The following is a 16,098-nucleotide window of genomic DNA, read 5'->3' on the forward strand; positions in this document are numbered from 1 at the left end:
CAACAAACACAGCGTCAGTTTGGTCTGAGCCAATGCCTGATAAATCATCTTCGTCTACAGCCAGAGGCACAACATTATCGATGATTGGTGCATCATCCGTAATGGTGACTGGAATGGTTGCCGTGGTCGTATCACCATCAAAATCGGTGGCAATAATTGGGAAATCAATCGTCAGGCTGTCACTGTTAGCTGCATGGTCAATCGGGCCTTGCAGCGTAAAATCGTAAGTGCCATCTGTTGCTACGTTTAACGTGAATACCGGATTGCCGTCTGCGGTCGCCACATAAGTAAAGCTGCCATCACCGTTGGCGGTTTCCACCAAGATAATCGCCTCACCTTGAGAGGTCAGCCCCGCAACAGGATCAGCCGTTGAATCCAGTTGATAGCTCACCACTCGGTCAGAGCCTTGAGTAGTGGTAAACGCACCTTCTACGAACAGATCGCCGCCTGGGTCTGAGCCCATACCGGTAAGGTCATCTTCATCGACACTTAACGCATCCACCGCTGTGATGGTCGGTACATCATCAACAATTGTGACTGGAATGGTTTCAGTGACAGTGTCGCCATCAAAGTCGGTTGCGATAATTGGGAAGTTCAGTGTCAGCTCATCACTATCAACCGCGTGATCAATTGGCCCTTCTAGCGTGAAGTTATAAGTGCCATCCGTATTCACTGTCAAAGTAAATACAGGGTTGCCACCCGCTGTTGCTTCGTAGGTAAAGCTACCATCACCATTTGCGGTTTCTGTTAGCGTTACCGCTACACCTTGCGATGTTAAACCGTCAACTGGTGTTGATGTGCCATCGAGTTGGTAGCTCACCACTCGGTCTGAACCTTGTGTGGTGGTGAAGTTGCCATCAATAGAAATTGGATTGCTTTGGTCTGAGCCAATTGACGCTAGATCATCTTCATCAACCGTAATAACGTCGACGTCGGTAATAACAGGCTTATCGTCCACGATTGTCACTGGGATAGTGGCATTTGTGGTATCGCCATCAAAGTCTGTCGCGATGATTGGGAAGTTCAGTGTCAACTCGTCGCTATCAACAGCATGATCAATTGGCCCTTCTAGCGTGAAGTTATAAGAGCCATCAGTATTCACTGTCAGCGTAAAGACCGCTTCACTCCCCGCCGTCGCCTCGTAAGTAAAGCTGCCATCACCGTTTGCGGTTTCAGTCAGCGTGACGGCCACGCCTTGTGATGTAAGGCCATCAACTGGTGTTGAAGAAGCATCGAGCTGATAGCTCACCACTCGATCAGAGCCTTGTGTAGTAGTGAAGTTGCCATCGATTGAAATCGGGTCAGTCTGATCTGAGCCAATCGTACCTAAATCATCTTCATCAACGGTAATTGCATCGACATCGGTAATGGTCGGCTTATCATCCACGATGGTAACAGGCAGTACGATTTGGCTTGTGTCACCATCGAAATCGGTAGCAATAACGCTAAAATCAAGGGTTAAGCTGTCGGTATTTGCCGCATGGTCGATTGGACCTTGCAGCTCAAAACTGTACGAGCCATCAGTATTCAAAATCAATGTGAAGACTGCACTACCATTTGCCGTTGCGCTGTAGGTGTAACTACCGTCTGCATTTTGCGTTTCGGCAATGGAGACGGTTTGCCCTTGAGATTGCAGGCCATTTAAAGGATCAGCATTTACATCCAACTGATACTGTACGACGCCATCAGAGCCCTGAGTTGTCGTGAACTGACCTTCAACCAACGTTGGCTGTGATTGGTCAGAGCCTACCGAACTTAAGTCATCTTCATCGACGGTAAGAGCAACAACGTCATTAATGGTTGGCACATCATCAGCAATGGTAACTGGTAGAACAAGTGAGCTGGTGTCACCGTCAAAGTCCGTTGCGACAATATTGAAGTCTAGAGTTAAGCTATCACTACCCACAGCATGATCGATTGGACCTTCAAGGGTAAATGAATAAGAACCGTCAGGGTTCACTTGTAAGGTGAAGATAGCGTCCCCTTCTGCCGTTGCAGAATAGGTAAAGCTGCCATCTGAGTTGGTTGTTTCCGTCAGAGAGATAGATCGACCCTGTGATTCCAACCCATTGAGTGGATCAGTGCCGCTCTCTAATTGATAACTTACAACACGGTCTGAGCCCTGAGTCGTCGTGAAGCTGCCTTGCGCGAGCACAGAGTCGCTTTGATCGGAGCCGATGCTTGATAGATCATCTTCATCGACGGCTAGTGCATCAACGCCATCAATCGTAGGAACGTCATCTTGAACTTGAATGACAATTTGCGCCGCTTCTGGTGTGTTCGAACCTTCGGCAATCGAGGAGCGGTCGCCATCTGCATCTACCGCGTAAACTGGCAGTGAGAAAGTAAGCGAGTCATCGTTAGCACCCGTATGATCGAGTTGTTCATACAAGTTGAATTGGTATTCGCCCAATGTAGGCGCATCAATCGCCACATCAAATACGGTGATACGCACGCCATCCAGCTCGATGAAGCCTTCGTAAGTGCGCACACCGTTACTCTCGGACGCAAGTTCCAGTTGAACAACCTGCCCTTGAGATTGGAGTTCTCCACCAACATTAAACTCTGTAGGTTCCAACTCATAGTGATCAATGATGTCACTTCCGACCGCTGTGGTGATCGACCCAGTACCACTTGTTACTACCGCGCCTTCCTGTGAACCTTGGTCAACCCCCGCCTCGTCTAAAGACAATCCCGTCACGTTTTCAATCACTGGATTATCGCCATCAAGGATGGTCATCGTAAAGGTGTTGCTTGCCGTATCTTGGTCAAAGTCGACGATTGTGGTTGGCAAAGAGAGCTCAATCGTATCTTCACCGTTTGTTTGTTCTAACGGCTTAAATTGCTCAAATTGGTAGGTACCATCAGTATTCAAACTGATGGTTAAGACGGTTTCATTCGAGCCCGCAATGGACAAGGTGATAGTACTGCCGTCTTCAGAGAGTACCACCTCTGTCGCCTGATTATCACTCAGTAGGCCATCTAATTGACTAAGCCCTTCTTGATTAAACCTGACCGTTGCCAATTGATCACTACCAATATCAACAAAGGTGCCAGTGATTGGTACAGAAGAAGATTCAACGTTTTCAAAAGTAACGTTTTGCGGCGCAGGATCATCGCCATCAATAACGGTTGTCGTAAAATCGATAGGCGCTTGAATGCTGTTCCCACCAATATCTGCACCAGTAATATCAAAAGCGATATTGATTTGATCACCGGAGATCGATACTTGGCCATCAGCAACAGACGCGACATGGTCAATACCCTGGCTAATCGTGGTAACGACCTCTAACTCTAAATCACGGCCTAAAGATGTCGCTTCGATCTCGATACGAAGCACTTCGTTACCTTCTTGAGTACCGATAATGGCATTTTGCGCTTCGTCATAAACGAACGCCACTGGCTGACCACCAGAGGTAATATCACTGTTAAGCTCACTTAACAAAGACTCTAAAGAAGACGTTTCGGGTACAAATGAAGTAGTATCAAGTGCGAGATCCCCTGCTTCAACCAGCACACTAGACGAAATGGTTTGCGGGTAGCTTGATAGAGAAATTGAGCCTTCTGTTACTTGAGAAGAAAGAGACTGACCGCCGTCAGCAAAAATGGTGATGTCGAGGCCATCAATATCATCGTCGGTTTCGGTATCACCGCTTGGAGCCGATGTCTCGAAGAAGGTTGATGCGAGTACTTCAGGATTGTTGTACTCAATGGTAACAAAGCCCGCATTCGCAGAACCGGAACCACCACCTCCGCCAGGGCCTGCAGCGGTTGCTTCTAAAATGGCGGTAGGGTCGGCACCTTCCAAAATGGCTTGTTGAATCGCAGCCACGTCTTCTGCACCAAACTCAGCGTTTGCCGCTGCCGTTGGGTCAACATTGACTTGTCCGTCAACAGGCGCTTGAACGACCGGTTCCGTCGGTACAGCTTCAGGTGTCGGCGCTGGAATGCACGCCACACAATTTTCGTCTACTAAATAGAGAGAACCTTCCGCTAACACTTCAATTGAAGCGCCGTTTTCCGTGATAATGACGTCACCCGGAACCAGTGTATCTCCAACGTTAACCGCTCTGACCTTCTCCTCAAGGTCTAAAGCGTAAACATCCCCTTCGACAGCGTCTACAATGACGGCTTGCGGCACAGCTTGTGTACTCATCTGACCCCCGCTAAATGGTTAACGTCTTTACGTTAGACCTTTATAAATTATTTTAGTTTATCGGAATGTGATTCACATTTTCTCATACGCTGATTTAACTAACTATTGAGTCAATAAACAATCATATTTTGCACTTTCGTTAATCAGTCGAAACGAAATCAGGATATAGTCACAATTATGTGACACCTTAACTAAGGTAAAACCCCAACCAAGCATATGAAAATAATAGCTTATTAATCAAAGTTTAGTTAGTTTGCATGAAAACTAGAAATGGAATCAGCTTAATGACTGAGAACAAGGCCGCCGGTGCCAATCAAAAGCGGTAGAAAAGCGAACAAAATGTCAAAACTAGAAGAACGCTTGGCGAGCCTGATCAGTAAGGGAGAAGAGAAGAACATGACCATCAAGTATTGGATTGCATAGTCAGAAGGAATCACAAGCAACATGACAACGTGCGTCATAATATGAATAACCACGCCCCACGAATGAGGTTTGGTACGCATCATCAAAGCAAGTGAATACAGAAAACTAATAGCAACAGGCATAACTCAATTCTTTAATTAATAATGATTCTCATTTTCAATATTATGTCATTGTTGTCATTGCTTCAACTTTGTTTTGTCTATCATTTGAATCGTTATTATCAATCAACATAATAAGTAAAATTATCAACAATTTCTTTCCTAAACGTTTGCGTAATCGCTAACCTTCTCTTAACCTTGATTTGAGGCTTTCATCACGATTTTTCCATTGCTATAGTTCACCCATCAGAACAAACAAGACCATTCGAGGCATGGAGCTTCCTCGCTAATCTCAAGATGAGAAGAATAGGTACCGAAAACATTCGGCAGATTTAAGAGGGTCAAATAATGGAGATGAATATGGTTGAGATTTTAGGTTACGCGGCATCAATCATGGTTGCTATTTCGCTGACTATGAAAGACATCGTTAAACTACGTATCCTAAACTTCATCGGCTGTGCACTGTTCACTGCATACGGTCTAATGATTGATGCGTGGCCTGTTGTGCTAACAAATGGTTTTATTGCATGTGTTAACGTGTACTTCCTTGCTAAAATGCAGCAGGAAAAAAAAAGCCTAGCGCCTGAAGAAGCCTAGTAGAAATGATTTTAGAAAGCCCGTAAGTGTTACGCTTACGGGCTTTTTCGTTTGTTTCTTTTGATCCGCTCGTGCACTTTCGTTATCGTATCCAGTTCAACTCTAGAGTTTCACGACGCGAAAACATTTCTACATGAACCGACACAACGCCCTTCACTTTTTCTAATGACTCTTCAGAGTCCGCCTCACAAGTTATCAGTAAACGCTCCCCCTCTAACTTGAACTCCGTATTTCCAACAGGAAATGTCACCAAACCTTTTTCATCATTCCAAGTCGCCGGCACTTTACGTGCGAAGTGGCGACACAAAGTCACGAGATATTTCGCCGCATGCTCGCTTTCAATTACAGTGGTTTCTTTGATCAATTTCAGTCCCTCGTCCCTTTCATAAAAAAGGCTCTCGTACGAGAGCCAAACATCTAAGGTTGCTGTTATTGCCCTTAGAGTTAGAATTGATAAGCGGCAGACAACTTGTAGTTACGCCCTGGTTCGTAATCGTCTAACGTAATCCCCCTTGCTGTGCCCGAGCGAGAGGCGTGAGACGTGTAAAGCTCATCAAATACGTTATCAATACCAAAGGTGACCGATAGCCCGTCAACGTTAGAAGGCACCCATTGTGCGTACAAGTTGTGAACATCGTAACTGTCTTTCTTCGGTTGGCCGTCAAACACATTGTCTTCCTCAAGCACAAACATTGAGTTCCAACCAAAGATGGTTTCTAACGAATCAGATTGGTAATCCAGCGTTAAAGCGATACTGTCACCCATGTCAATACTACGGCCATTGCCTCCCGCTACTGGGCCGCCCGTATCTTTGTTCTTCGTATCCGATATAGAATAAGACAGCTTGCTGCCGAAGCTCTCGTAACCGTAGAAAGCGCTTGCTTCAAAACCTTTGATCTCGACATCACCTTCATTGTAAATAAGGTATGTTTGAGTCGCTCCTTGATACGCTTCTGCAATGTAGTCATCAATATCGGTTTGGAACACGGTTAGGTTTGCGCCAAATGTGTGTTCATTTACCGTCTTATTGAAACGAACACCACCTTGGGTATTGAGTCCCGTTTCTGGTTTCAAACCATCTTGTAGATAAGCCACATCTTGGTATGCAATAAAGGTTTCCATTAGTTCTGGACCTTTAAATAGCGAGCGAGAACTTGCAAACAACGTCCAGTCTTGTGTTACTGCCCATTCTGCCGCTAGTGCCCATGTCACTTCGTCGTAATCGTTGTTACCTGTTTCAGCTTTGCGTTGGTAGTCGTCAAATCGTAGGCCGGCTGTGATCGAAAGTGCATCCGAGATAAAGAATTGGTCTTCGACGAACAAAGCTGTAGAAACCGCAGATTCATCCATGAACTTGCTGCTGCCATAGTAACTTTCAGAAGTCTTATCCATGTAATCAAGGCCGTAAGTCGCGCGATGATCAAAGCTACCCAGAGTGAGCACTGATTGGAATTTTGCGCTTAAGCCAAAGTTCTGGTTTTTCGCGGTATTTTTCGATAAGCGGTTTGCTGGCCAACGCGGCGCCATGACAGATTCATCACGGACGATTTCGGTTTCAGTGTTATATAACGTGACGTCCCCTTGGTGTTGCTCACCACGAAGCTCATAACTTAATGTGACCGTGTCACGGTCATAATCGGTTGGAATTAGAAGCTCACTCGACAAACCGTTATTGGCATCACCAGACATATCAGGGCGTGGGTTGTAATCACCACTGTCACGATACATATCGTATGAGATTTCTAGTCGGTGAATATCGCCAAACTCATAACCGAGCTTACCTAAGATGTTGTAAACATCTCCTTTCGCACCAAAGGTTTTATTGCCATCACCATCTTTAAAGTCATCACGTGTTACGTAGTGACCATAGACCATCGCGTCCACATTTTCAGACAGCAATCCATATAGTGTTAGAGAACCTTGTTGGTTGTCGTTAGACGCATAACCGCCGTAAACGCGAGCACCAAAGTTTTCATCGTAACGCAGCAGATCACGAGCATCTTTAGTTTCAAAGTACACTGAACCGCCAAGACCGCTTTGGGTAACTGAGTTATTACCCACTTGGATATCTGCTGACTTTAGAATGTCTGGGTTGAGTGTTAGGTTACCAATATGGTGGAACATGTTGGCATGCTGAGAGGCGCCGTCTAAACGGATATCAAGATCGGTTTCACCAAGACCACGAATGGTGATACGTTGATTGACAGAATGTGTACCGCCCACGTCAACGCCGGGAATATCACGAAGCAAATCAGACATGTGGTCAGCTTGTTTGAGCGACATATCGTCGGCAAACATTGATTCGGTGTTACTGGATACCTTCGTACCCCATACCACTACCCCTTCGAAGTGAGAATCTTGATCTTGGGCTAAAGCGGGATGAGCAAGTGCCACCACGACTGCTAGGCATAGGCTTGAAAGCTTAATTGATGAGCTAACTGGGCTTTCCATAAACGTCTTCCTAAATATAAATGATAATAATTCTCACGTATGATAGGGTCGCTATTGATAAATACAAAGACGAATCACTTATGCGAAATCGCATAGGTGTTATGAGGAAACGTCAAATGGCGGAAGAGACAAAAAAAAGAACTAAAATTGCCAAAGTGGCTCTAACCAAAAAGCTTGAGCAGACGGAAAAACAGATCATTGTGACTCAAGGTCAAAGCAGCCAAACCCAACTCGCGGAAGGTCAATTCCTCTCCTACCAATACAACGACCAAATCTTTGTTCATGGCGGACGTTGCATTGAATTAGTCGATTCGAATATCGTTTCAACCGCACATTCTGCACTACTGATTACCATTCTTTTGGAGGGAAAACTCTCTTTTGGTTACGATGACCTCCAATTTGACTTTGACGCAAGCAAAGGCCCACAAGGCGTGGTTGTTAACCTAGCTAAGCCTGCAAACTTCCGCCGCTCGCTGATTCAAAACAACCGAATGAATAAGATTAATATTCTTATTAAGCCACCTTGGTTGGAATCGAGAATGGCGGGACATTGCGGTCACAAGCGCTTTATTGAAACTCACCAAGCCTTTTACACGCTGGAGCTTAATGAGACGTTAATTGATTTGACACGAGCTCTCACTCAACATGAATCTCCCACAAACATGAAAGATCGTATCGGGGTAGAGAGTTTGATCTACCAAGTGCTCTCCCACTCGATTGGGCAAATGCCAGACGACTACTGCGCAGAGTGCGAAGAGAAAAAGCGTTCTGGCGATGCTCGAATCGAGGATGTAGTCAGTTATATCGAGACGCACCTCGAAGAAGATTTAACCTTAGAGCGCTTAGCAGAACAGTTCTCGATGAGCGTTTCTAATCTGCAGCGTCGCTTTAAACAATCTTTTAATATGACCATCAACGGTTACATCCGTCACCGCCGCTTAGAGATCGCTCGCCAGCATTTGGAGCGCGGATTAGTGACTATCACAGAAGCGGCATACGAGGCGGGTTACCACCACCCATCGAACTTTACCAACGCCTTCAAGAAAGTGTTTGGTGTTCCACCACACGAGGTCGTAAACAGCCATTGATGGTATCCATATATACCCAAGTGACTTCAAGATGCAGGATTCAGAGCGTTGTCATTGATTCGAGAGTAAGGAAAACAACGCAGTGTAATAGCTAGCTCTTTCCAAGTTGTTTGACGCAGCCATTTGTTTGACTAAAAAAGCGAGTCAATGACACGCTCCCAAAGGGCGAGCTGCCTTGGCTTGTATACTTTGTTGCCGATTCTTGATTTAGAATGACTAGATCTTTAAATCGCCGCCGCGTCTACAAACCAAGTCATTCTCGCTGAACCTAGCATCTCGAGGTTACTTGGGTATAAACGCCACAAAATAGGTTTGCTATCAAAGCCCTTTGGGAAGATAAACACTTGGCGTTATACTCGCGAGAAAGGTTATCTGAAATACAGAGGTCATCATGAATATTGGTGCAGTTGCGAAATTAACAGGGTTGTCTTCTAAGTCGATTCGTATGTACGAAGACAAAGGCATCATCTCCTCACCAGCTCGCAGCGATTCAGGCTATCGCGAATATTCTGACAAACACATCCAAGAGCTCAACCTTGTTTCCCGAGCGAAAAACGCAGGATTCTCACTGCAAGAATGCAAAGAATTTGTGCAACTGGCGCACAATCCAAATCGCAAGAGTAGCGAAGTGAAAGCGCGTACGATGGATAAGCTTCATGAAGTTGAGCAAAAGATCGCTCACTTGTTGGAGATTAAAAAGCAATTAGAAGGTTGGGTTTCATCTTGCCCAGGCGATGCCGATAGCCGATGTCCAATCATTGACGAGCTCACCAAATAAGCTCGCCAACCTTTCTATTTCGCTTTAATGTAATGAATGTAGCTTTAGTGGTAAGTACACATACGCTTGCCATTAAGCTCAATGATATTAAAAGGTGTCTCGTAGATATCTTCTAACGTGGATGCCTGAATCACCTCATCTACCTTGCCACTGGCAACCACTTTGCCCTTCTTCAGCGCAAGGATCTCGTCGGAGTAACAAGCCGCAAAGTTAATATCATGAATCACCACAACCATGGCTTTATTCATATCGTGAGCAAGGCGCTGAACGACTTTCATGATCTGTAGCGAGTGCTTGATATCAAGATTATTCAATGGTTCATCGAGGAAAACATAATCCGTATCTTGGGCAATCACCATCGCAATAAACGCCAACTGTCGTTGACCACCACTCAATTCATCTAAGAACTTATCTTGAATTTCTTTCAGGTCTAAGTAGTCAATTGCTTGCTCGATGATCGCGTGATCATCTTTGGACAAGTTGCCTTTTGAATAAGGGAATCGCCCAAACGAGACCAGTTCTTTCACGGTAAAACGCATCGTAATCGTGTTTGCTTGGCGCAACACCGCCAGCTTTTTCGCAAGCTCTTTGGTGTCCCATTCTGCAATCTCTTTGCAATCAATCATGACACTACCGCCATCTCGCTCGGTCAATCGTGACGCCATCGACAACAAGGTACTTTTGCCTGCTCCGTTTGGACCAATAATCGATGTCACCTTCCCTTTCTCAAATTGGGTATCCGCGCCATCAACGACTTTGTTGGAACCAAATGCTTTGGTTAATTTATCTATAACTATCATGTTTATACGACTTTGTTTTTCAGCAGTAGATACAAGAAGTAGATACCACCAATAAAGTTAATCACCACGCTCAGCGTCGTTTCAAATGAAAATAGGTTTTCTATAATCCACTGCCCCGACAACAAGGCACAAATTGCCATCAATGAACAACCAACTAATAAAGTACGATGCTGGTAAGAGTGGAACATTTCACGGCTCAAGTTCGTCACCAATAAACCAAAGAACATGATTGGACCGACTAAAGCCGTCGAAATGGCAATGAGAACCGCAGAGAGAATAAAGACATTGCGCGTCACTTTAGGGACATCAACCCCTAGACTCTTAGCATTGTCTTGGTCTAACCAAAAAACATCTAAAGTGCGATGCATGCGATACAACAACCAACAAGCGATGAGCAATATTGGCGAACTGAGATACACCAAGTTCACCTTCACATTGTTGAAACTCGCGTACAGTTTAGATTGCACAAACGCAAACGTATTTGGGTCCATCAGAAGGGAGAAGAACACCGCAATATTGCTAAACAACTGCCCAAAGATCAGCCCCACCAACAGCAAAGTGATGAGATTGCGCCCGCCTTTTGAAAAATAAAAACCAAACAGCAACAGCGAAAATCCCACCATGACCAGCACAGCAATCGAGAAGTTGATGTAGACATTCAGAACAAGCGCGCTTAAACCACCAAACAACAAAACAATCAGCACTTGCGTTAACACATACAACGCATCAAACCCCATGATGCTTGGTGTAAGAATCCGGTTGTGGGTAATGGTTTGGAACACCAACGAAGATTGAGCTATCGCAATACCTGCCAGTACCATGGTTAATACTTTAGGCACACGTCGCGACAAAAAGTATTGGTAGTTATCTGCTGTTAAGCCAATACCAATAAACAGAAACGCAAAAAGCAGCGCGACGGCTGCCAAAAAGAACAGTTTCTTGGAATCACGCAATTTGCTTACCTCGCAACAACATCGCGATAAACACCACTCCGCCCAAGATACTGATCACGATTGAAATCGGCATTTCATGAGGGAAGATGATCAATCGGCTAACCAAGTCACACGCCAAAACGAGTATTGCCCCATACATGGCAGTAAGCGGGATATTGCGTTTAAGATTGTCGCCATAGAAGTAACTGACTAAGTTTGGAACGATAAGCCCAAGAAACGGCAGTTGACCAACGATCATCACAACACTGGCAGACATTACCGATACCAAAAGTACACCTAACGTCACCACTTGTTGGTAGTTAAGACCAAGGTTTACTGCAAAGTCTTTACCAATGCCAACAGCAGAGATACGCGCGGCAAACAGGTAGCTTAAAAGCGCCACAGGCACGGCAATGTAAAGCAGCTCAAAATCACCACGCAAAATGTTGGCAAAATTCGCTACGCTCCACGCTGAAAGACTTTGTAGTGCATCGTATTTGTAGGCAATGAAAGTAGTAACGGCGTCAACAACGTTACCAAAGATGATGCCGACGAGCGGTACAAACACGACACTTTTGAATTGGATGCGTTGAATGAACTGGACGAACATCAAGGTCCCCAGAATAGAGACAGCAAAGACAAGCCAAAGCTGTTCGCCATTACCAAAAAACACCACACTCATTACGTAACCGAGCATGGCACACTCAATCGTGCCCGTTGTTGAAGGCGCGGCGAATCGGTTTTGGCTAATTTGCTGCATCACTAATCCAGCGATGCTCAGCCCTGCTCCGGCAAGAAGAATGGCAAATAGACGCGGAATTCGGCTAGTAAAGAAGAGTTCTATTGCTTTTGCATCGCCCGAAAACAACTGTTGGGGTGTCATATTTGCCACCCCAACAAACAACGATGCGACGCTTAGAACAATAAGAACAAGCAACAACTTTTTCAAAGTTAACCTCAGCTAGCTTTTTTACAGATCGATCGTGTGTTTGATTTCACTCACCATCTTTTCCGTTGCTGTTACGCCAGACATTGCTAAGTACCAAGCATCAACATCTAGGAAGGTTATTTTCTTGTTCTTGTAAGCCGAAGTTGCTTTAACCAAATCGTTATCCAACGCTTTAGCAAGGTCATTGTCAGACTTTGCATGAAGTGAGTTTCTATCAATGACTAGAATATTTTTCGGGTTAGCTTCGCGGATAAACTCGTAAGAAATGACGTCACCGTGCGTGCCTGTTTTGAGGTTCTTCACTGTTTCAGTAAAGCCAAAATCTGTGTAAATCGCGCCAAAACGAGACTTCGCACCGAATGCACTGATGTTGTCTCCGATACTCAAAATCGTGAGCGCATCATTATTATTGGTTTGGTTGTATTCGCGAATCGCCTTGAACTGTGCATCCAAGTTTTCGATCTTTTGCTCAACCTTGTCCTCTATGTTGAAGATCTTACCAAGATTACGCCATTGTGCTTTTGTGCCCTGCCAGTAATCTTCTTTCTCTCCTGATGCAAAAACGACTGTTGGTGCAATTTCACTTAACTCATCGTATTTCGATGAACCACGAGGACCAACCAAAATCAAATCTGGTTTTTGCATATAGATGGTTTCGAAATCTGGTTCAAACAAACTACCAGCAGAGATGTAATTGTCTTTATTGTATTTCGATAAGTATTTAGGAAGATGCGAGGCATTCGAGACTGCAACAGGGTCGATATTAAAGCTATCGAGCATATCAAGAGGACCAAAGCCAATCACAACCACACGCTTTGGTGATTGTTCGACTTCTGTCGTTCCCATGTAGTGATCGATTTTGACGGTTGCAGCAAAAGCAGGTGAGATTGTGAGCAGCGAAACAAGAGCCGCACTGACGAGTTTTTCCATTATTTCAAACCTTAAATGAGATCCATTATCATGCGCATTCGCAATATATCGTTACTCACATAGGCATTCAACCGATTATTTAATAACTTTACATTCGTTACACTTCTAAATTGGCTCAATAAATCAACAAATTACACTGTACCTATATCGGATTTGAGACGGTAAGCGCAAAATAATAATTTTCATGTTTATCTCGTGATCGAGTGCTTATACTTCAAAACAAGTCTTATCAAAAAGGATTAGAAAATGAAGAAGTTAGCATTAATGGTTTTTGTCGCAGCGCAACTGATGGCTTGTACAGAGGTGGGCAGTGAAGCGTGGTGTAACGACATGAAAGAAAAGCCAAAAGGCGAATGGACCGCTAACGAAGCGTCTGATTTTGCTAAAAATTGTGTTTTTAAATCAGAGTAAACACACATTATTCTGATTGAATGACAGATAAACCAGATAGCCCGCAGCTTTTATTTTTAGAATGGAATCGTTGCGGGCTATTCATAGGCATCAAGAAACGCTTTTAGTGCAAGTTCATCAACAATCTCTAGCCCCTGTTCGCCCTTTCTGATCAAACCCTTGTCCATTAAATCTTTCACCGCTCGGCGATAAACACGCCCGGAAGTGCCAAATCTTTCGGCTTCTTGGTTTACTTTGCCAAATCCACCCAACAATGTATTAGTCTGTTTTTGTACTAACAAATCATAAGCGATGTTGTAAGTAATTGGGTGTAACAAGCGATTGGTATAGATGTCCATTGAATCCTGATAGTCCTCCGCCAAAGCAGAGGCAAAGAAGAACATCATGTCAGGTTGCTGATGCAGCGCCTCAGTCAGTTTTTGGATACAGATGATATCCACCTGCATGTGTTCATCAGCTACCACATTCCATTGGCAAGGCGTTTGTGTGAAGTACTCCATTTCACCATAGATATGATAATCGCAATTGGCTTCGCCCAACTGGAAACGACGTCCGTTAGCAGCAATGATACTCATTGAAACTCGCCCGACTGGCACAACATAGAGATATTGAAGTTGTTCACCTTGGCGAAGGATCTCTTCACCAGAGTCAAAGTATCGACTGCCGATTTGGCATTGATAGATCAAGTCACGAAACTCAGCACTTTTCTGTTCTAGAAAGCTTTTGAAACGTCCAGTCGGATAAGGGCTTATTTTCACGTGAGTTTCTCTTTAATGACAACAATCTCAAATAGATTGTACTCGCTAGAATCGTTTGATGACAGCCAATAAAAAAGCGACACCGAGGTGCCGCTTATAAAATTAACTAAGCTGTGATCTGGTTAACTCTGTGCAATTAAGGCTTCAAGAGCAGCGTAAGACGCTAAACGCTCCCCTTCCATCATCACTTGCGCTTCATCTACGTACTGCCCTACCCCTTCTTTCACATCCTGCTGATACAAAACCACATTGTTCAGAATGGAGGCTACATTCAGACCACGCAGCCTACCGACGGTAAACAGAGCTGAGGTTTCCATATCCGCACCGAGAATGCCTTTCTTGTTCCAGTACTCGCAGATCGTTTCTTCGTCGTCGGTATAGAAGCTGTCATGGGAACGAACCACACCTAAATGATAGCGCGCCTCTTTTTCGGCTAAATAGCTGTCCAGCGCTTTCAGTAACGAAAAGCTTGCGTAAGCCGGATAAGAAGAGCGAACGTACGCTTTCGAGCCACCTTCGTCTCTCACTGCGCCTTCAGCCACAATCAACCCACCAAGTTGAATGCCAGATTGCATCGCGCCAGCCGATCCCACTCGAATCACATCTGTCACACCACACTGTTTTAGCTCTTCCACCGCAATGATCATCGATGGAGCGCCGATACCCGTACTACACACTGATACGCGCTGACCTCGGTATGTCCCCGTAAACACTCGATACTCACGGTTTTCAGAGACCAGTTCTGCGTTATCAAATAACGCGGCAATACGGTTTGCTCGATCTGGCTCACCACACACGATCACTCGAGGTGCTATTTGAGTGCTGTCTACGCCAATATGAGGTTGTTTCATCATTGGCTTAACCTTGAGCTGTCGCTTGAGTTAGGGTCTTCTCACCGTTGCGTTTTGCGCTACGTGCCCACTCTCTTGTACCGTTTGCTGCGATGAACATGAGAATTGCGTATTGAACCGACATTGCGTACACACCTTGTGTCGCGTAAATACCAACGCTGATGATGTTGATTACGACCCAAAGAATCCAGTTCTCAACGTACTTACGTGTCATCAAGATTTGCGCCACGATAGAAAGCACGGTCATGGTTGCATCCCAGAATGGGAAAGCATCTGGCTCTAAGACTGGCTCAGACAAACCTGCACCGAACACATTTAGCGTATCAACGGCAATGTTAGCCAACGTAAAGAAGAATGGGTCGATGTAAATCGTTAACATCGCAATCGCAACAATGCTTACTGAACCTGTCGCGATCAGCTTCTGTTTGCTTAACCAACGAACCTCAAGTGTCTCACCTTGTGCATTTGGTCTTGTCCATGCATACCAGCCATAGATGTTGGCGCAGAAGAAGAAAAGTTGAAGCAGAAGCAATCCGTAAAGCTGAATCTGGAAAAAGATAACGGCAAAAAGTGTTACGTTCAGCAGGCCGAACAAGTAGTTAATGGTTTTTTCTTGGCTCGCAAACCAAATACAAAGCAGACCGAAAACTGTACCAAACGCTTCGATCCAGCTCATTGCATAGCCACCACCAATAGGAATGTTAACAAGGGTGTTGTTAATGTCTAACAGGGCAAATAGGTCCATGAAGATGTCCTTTATTATTGTGCTTGGGATGCGCTCATCTTATTGTCTCGCAGCAAACAAAAAGGAGGACATTTGTCCTCCCTTTGATGTATCCGATCATAAATCAGATCAATAATTGTTTTAAAGTGCTT

At 44.8% G+C, this 16,098-nt stretch carries 15 protein-coding genes; 4 read left to right on the forward strand and 11 right to left on the reverse strand.

Annotated elements, in window-relative coordinates; all coding sequences use genetic code 11:
- Together VJL_RS19630 and VJL_RS19635 are read right to left on the reverse strand one after the other, a co-directional pair.
- The coding region (locus VJL_RS19630) for a retention module-containing protein (protein WP_038880690.1) at positions 1–4,156 on the reverse strand (4,156 nt) is incomplete at its 3' end.
- Positions 4,157–4,437: 281 nt separating this feature from the next.
- Positions 4,438–4,701: a hypothetical protein gene (locus tag VJL_RS19635; protein WP_038867962.1), complete on the reverse strand. Its 264-nt coding sequence runs from the start codon at positions 4,699–4,701 to the stop codon at positions 4,438–4,440.
- 324 nt (positions 4,702–5,025) lie between these two features.
- Here VJL_RS19635 and VJL_RS19640 point away from each other — a divergent pair, with 324 nt between their 5' ends.
- Positions 5,026–5,274 (forward strand): YgjV family protein, encoded by a 249-nt coding sequence (locus tag VJL_RS19640; protein ID WP_038867963.1) that lies wholly within the window; start codon positions 5,026–5,028, stop codon positions 5,272–5,274.
- Between the two features lie 82 nt (positions 5,275–5,356).
- Here the strand turns inward: VJL_RS19640 and VJL_RS19645 are convergent, their stop codons facing one another.
- A complete protein-coding gene (locus tag VJL_RS19645) occupies positions 5,357–5,638 on the reverse strand; it encodes a DUF2218 domain-containing protein (RefSeq protein WP_038867965.1) in 282 nt (93 codons plus the stop codon).
- A gap of 80 nt (positions 5,639–5,718) precedes the next feature.
- The gene (locus tag VJL_RS19650) at positions 5,719–7,725 is read right to left on the reverse strand and encodes a TonB-dependent siderophore receptor (RefSeq protein WP_038880693.1); all 2,007 of its coding nucleotides are present in this window, start codon (positions 7,723–7,725) and stop codon (positions 5,719–5,721) included.
- Between the two features lie 116 nt (positions 7,726–7,841).
- Between VJL_RS19650 and VJL_RS19655 the strand changes: the two genes are divergently transcribed.
- Together VJL_RS19655 and cueR are read left to right on the forward strand one after the other, a co-directional pair.
- The gene (locus VJL_RS19655; RefSeq protein ID WP_038880695.1) at positions 7,842–8,813 is read left to right on the forward strand and encodes a helix-turn-helix domain-containing protein; all 972 of its coding nucleotides are present in this window, start codon (positions 7,842–7,844) and stop codon (positions 8,811–8,813) included.
- A 391-nt stretch (positions 8,814–9,204) separates the two neighbouring features.
- Positions 9,205–9,591: a Cu(I)-responsive transcriptional regulator gene (gene cueR / locus VJL_RS19660; RefSeq protein WP_038880697.1), complete on the forward strand. Its 387-nt coding sequence runs from the start codon at positions 9,205–9,207 to the stop codon at positions 9,589–9,591.
- Positions 9,592–9,635: 44 nt separating this feature from the next.
- Here cueR and vctC read toward each other — a convergent pair whose 3' ends face one another.
- The 4 genes from vctC to VJL_RS19680 are packed head-to-tail and all read right to left on the reverse strand — an operon-like array spanning position 9,636 to position 13,202.
- On the reverse strand, positions 9,636–10,391 hold the full coding sequence (vctC, locus tag VJL_RS19665; protein ID WP_038880700.1) for an iron chelate ABC transporter ATP-binding protein VctC: 756 nt from the start codon (positions 10,389–10,391) through the stop codon (positions 9,636–9,638).
- Positions 10,392–10,393: 2 nt separating this feature from the next.
- Positions 10,394–11,344 (reverse strand): iron chelate uptake ABC transporter permease subunit VctG, encoded by a 951-nt coding sequence (gene vctG, locus VJL_RS19670; RefSeq protein WP_038880701.1) that lies wholly within the window; start codon positions 11,342–11,344, stop codon positions 10,394–10,396.
- Entirely contained in the window at positions 11,337–12,272 is a 936-nt protein-coding gene (gene vctD, locus VJL_RS19675) for an iron chelate uptake ABC transporter permease subunit VctD (RefSeq protein WP_038880704.1), read from the reverse strand. Before vctD ends, vctG begins: the two co-directional genes overlap by 8 nt.
- Before the next feature lie 21 nt (positions 12,273–12,293).
- Positions 12,294–13,202, reverse strand: coding sequence for a siderophore ABC transporter substrate-binding protein (locus tag VJL_RS19680; RefSeq protein WP_038880706.1), 909 nt, complete (start codon positions 13,200–13,202; stop codon positions 12,294–12,296).
- A gap of 246 nt (positions 13,203–13,448) precedes the next feature.
- On the opposite strand from VJL_RS19680, the gene VJL_RS28105 reads away from it, so the two are divergent.
- Complete coding sequence (locus VJL_RS28105; RefSeq protein WP_078609721.1) at positions 13,449–13,613, forward strand: DUF3012 domain-containing protein; 165 nt, start codon at positions 13,449–13,451, stop codon at positions 13,611–13,613.
- Positions 13,614–13,690: 77 nt separating this feature from the next.
- Here the strand turns inward: VJL_RS28105 and VJL_RS19685 are convergent, their stop codons facing one another.
- The 3 genes from VJL_RS19685 to pnuC all read right to left on the reverse strand — a co-directional run bounded on the left by VJL_RS19685 (position 13,691) and on the right by pnuC (position 15,967).
- A complete protein-coding gene (locus tag VJL_RS19685; protein WP_038880709.1) occupies positions 13,691–14,371 on the reverse strand; it encodes a Crp/Fnr family transcriptional regulator in 681 nt (226 codons plus the stop codon).
- Positions 14,372–14,493: 122 nt separating this feature from the next.
- A complete protein-coding gene (locus VJL_RS19690) occupies positions 14,494–15,225 on the reverse strand; it encodes a nucleoside phosphorylase (RefSeq protein ID WP_038880712.1) in 732 nt (243 codons plus the stop codon).
- Between the two features lie 4 nt (positions 15,226–15,229).
- On the reverse strand, positions 15,230–15,967 hold the full coding sequence (pnuC, locus tag VJL_RS19695) for a nicotinamide riboside transporter PnuC (protein ID WP_038880716.1): 738 nt from the start codon (positions 15,965–15,967) through the stop codon (positions 15,230–15,232).
- Between the last annotated feature and the right edge of the window lie 131 nt (positions 15,968–16,098).

This window comes from Vibrio jasicida CAIM 1864 = LMG 25398, from assembly GCF_000400365.1.
Taxonomy (GTDB): Bacteria; Pseudomonadota; Gammaproteobacteria; order Enterobacterales; family Vibrionaceae; genus Vibrio; species Vibrio jasicida.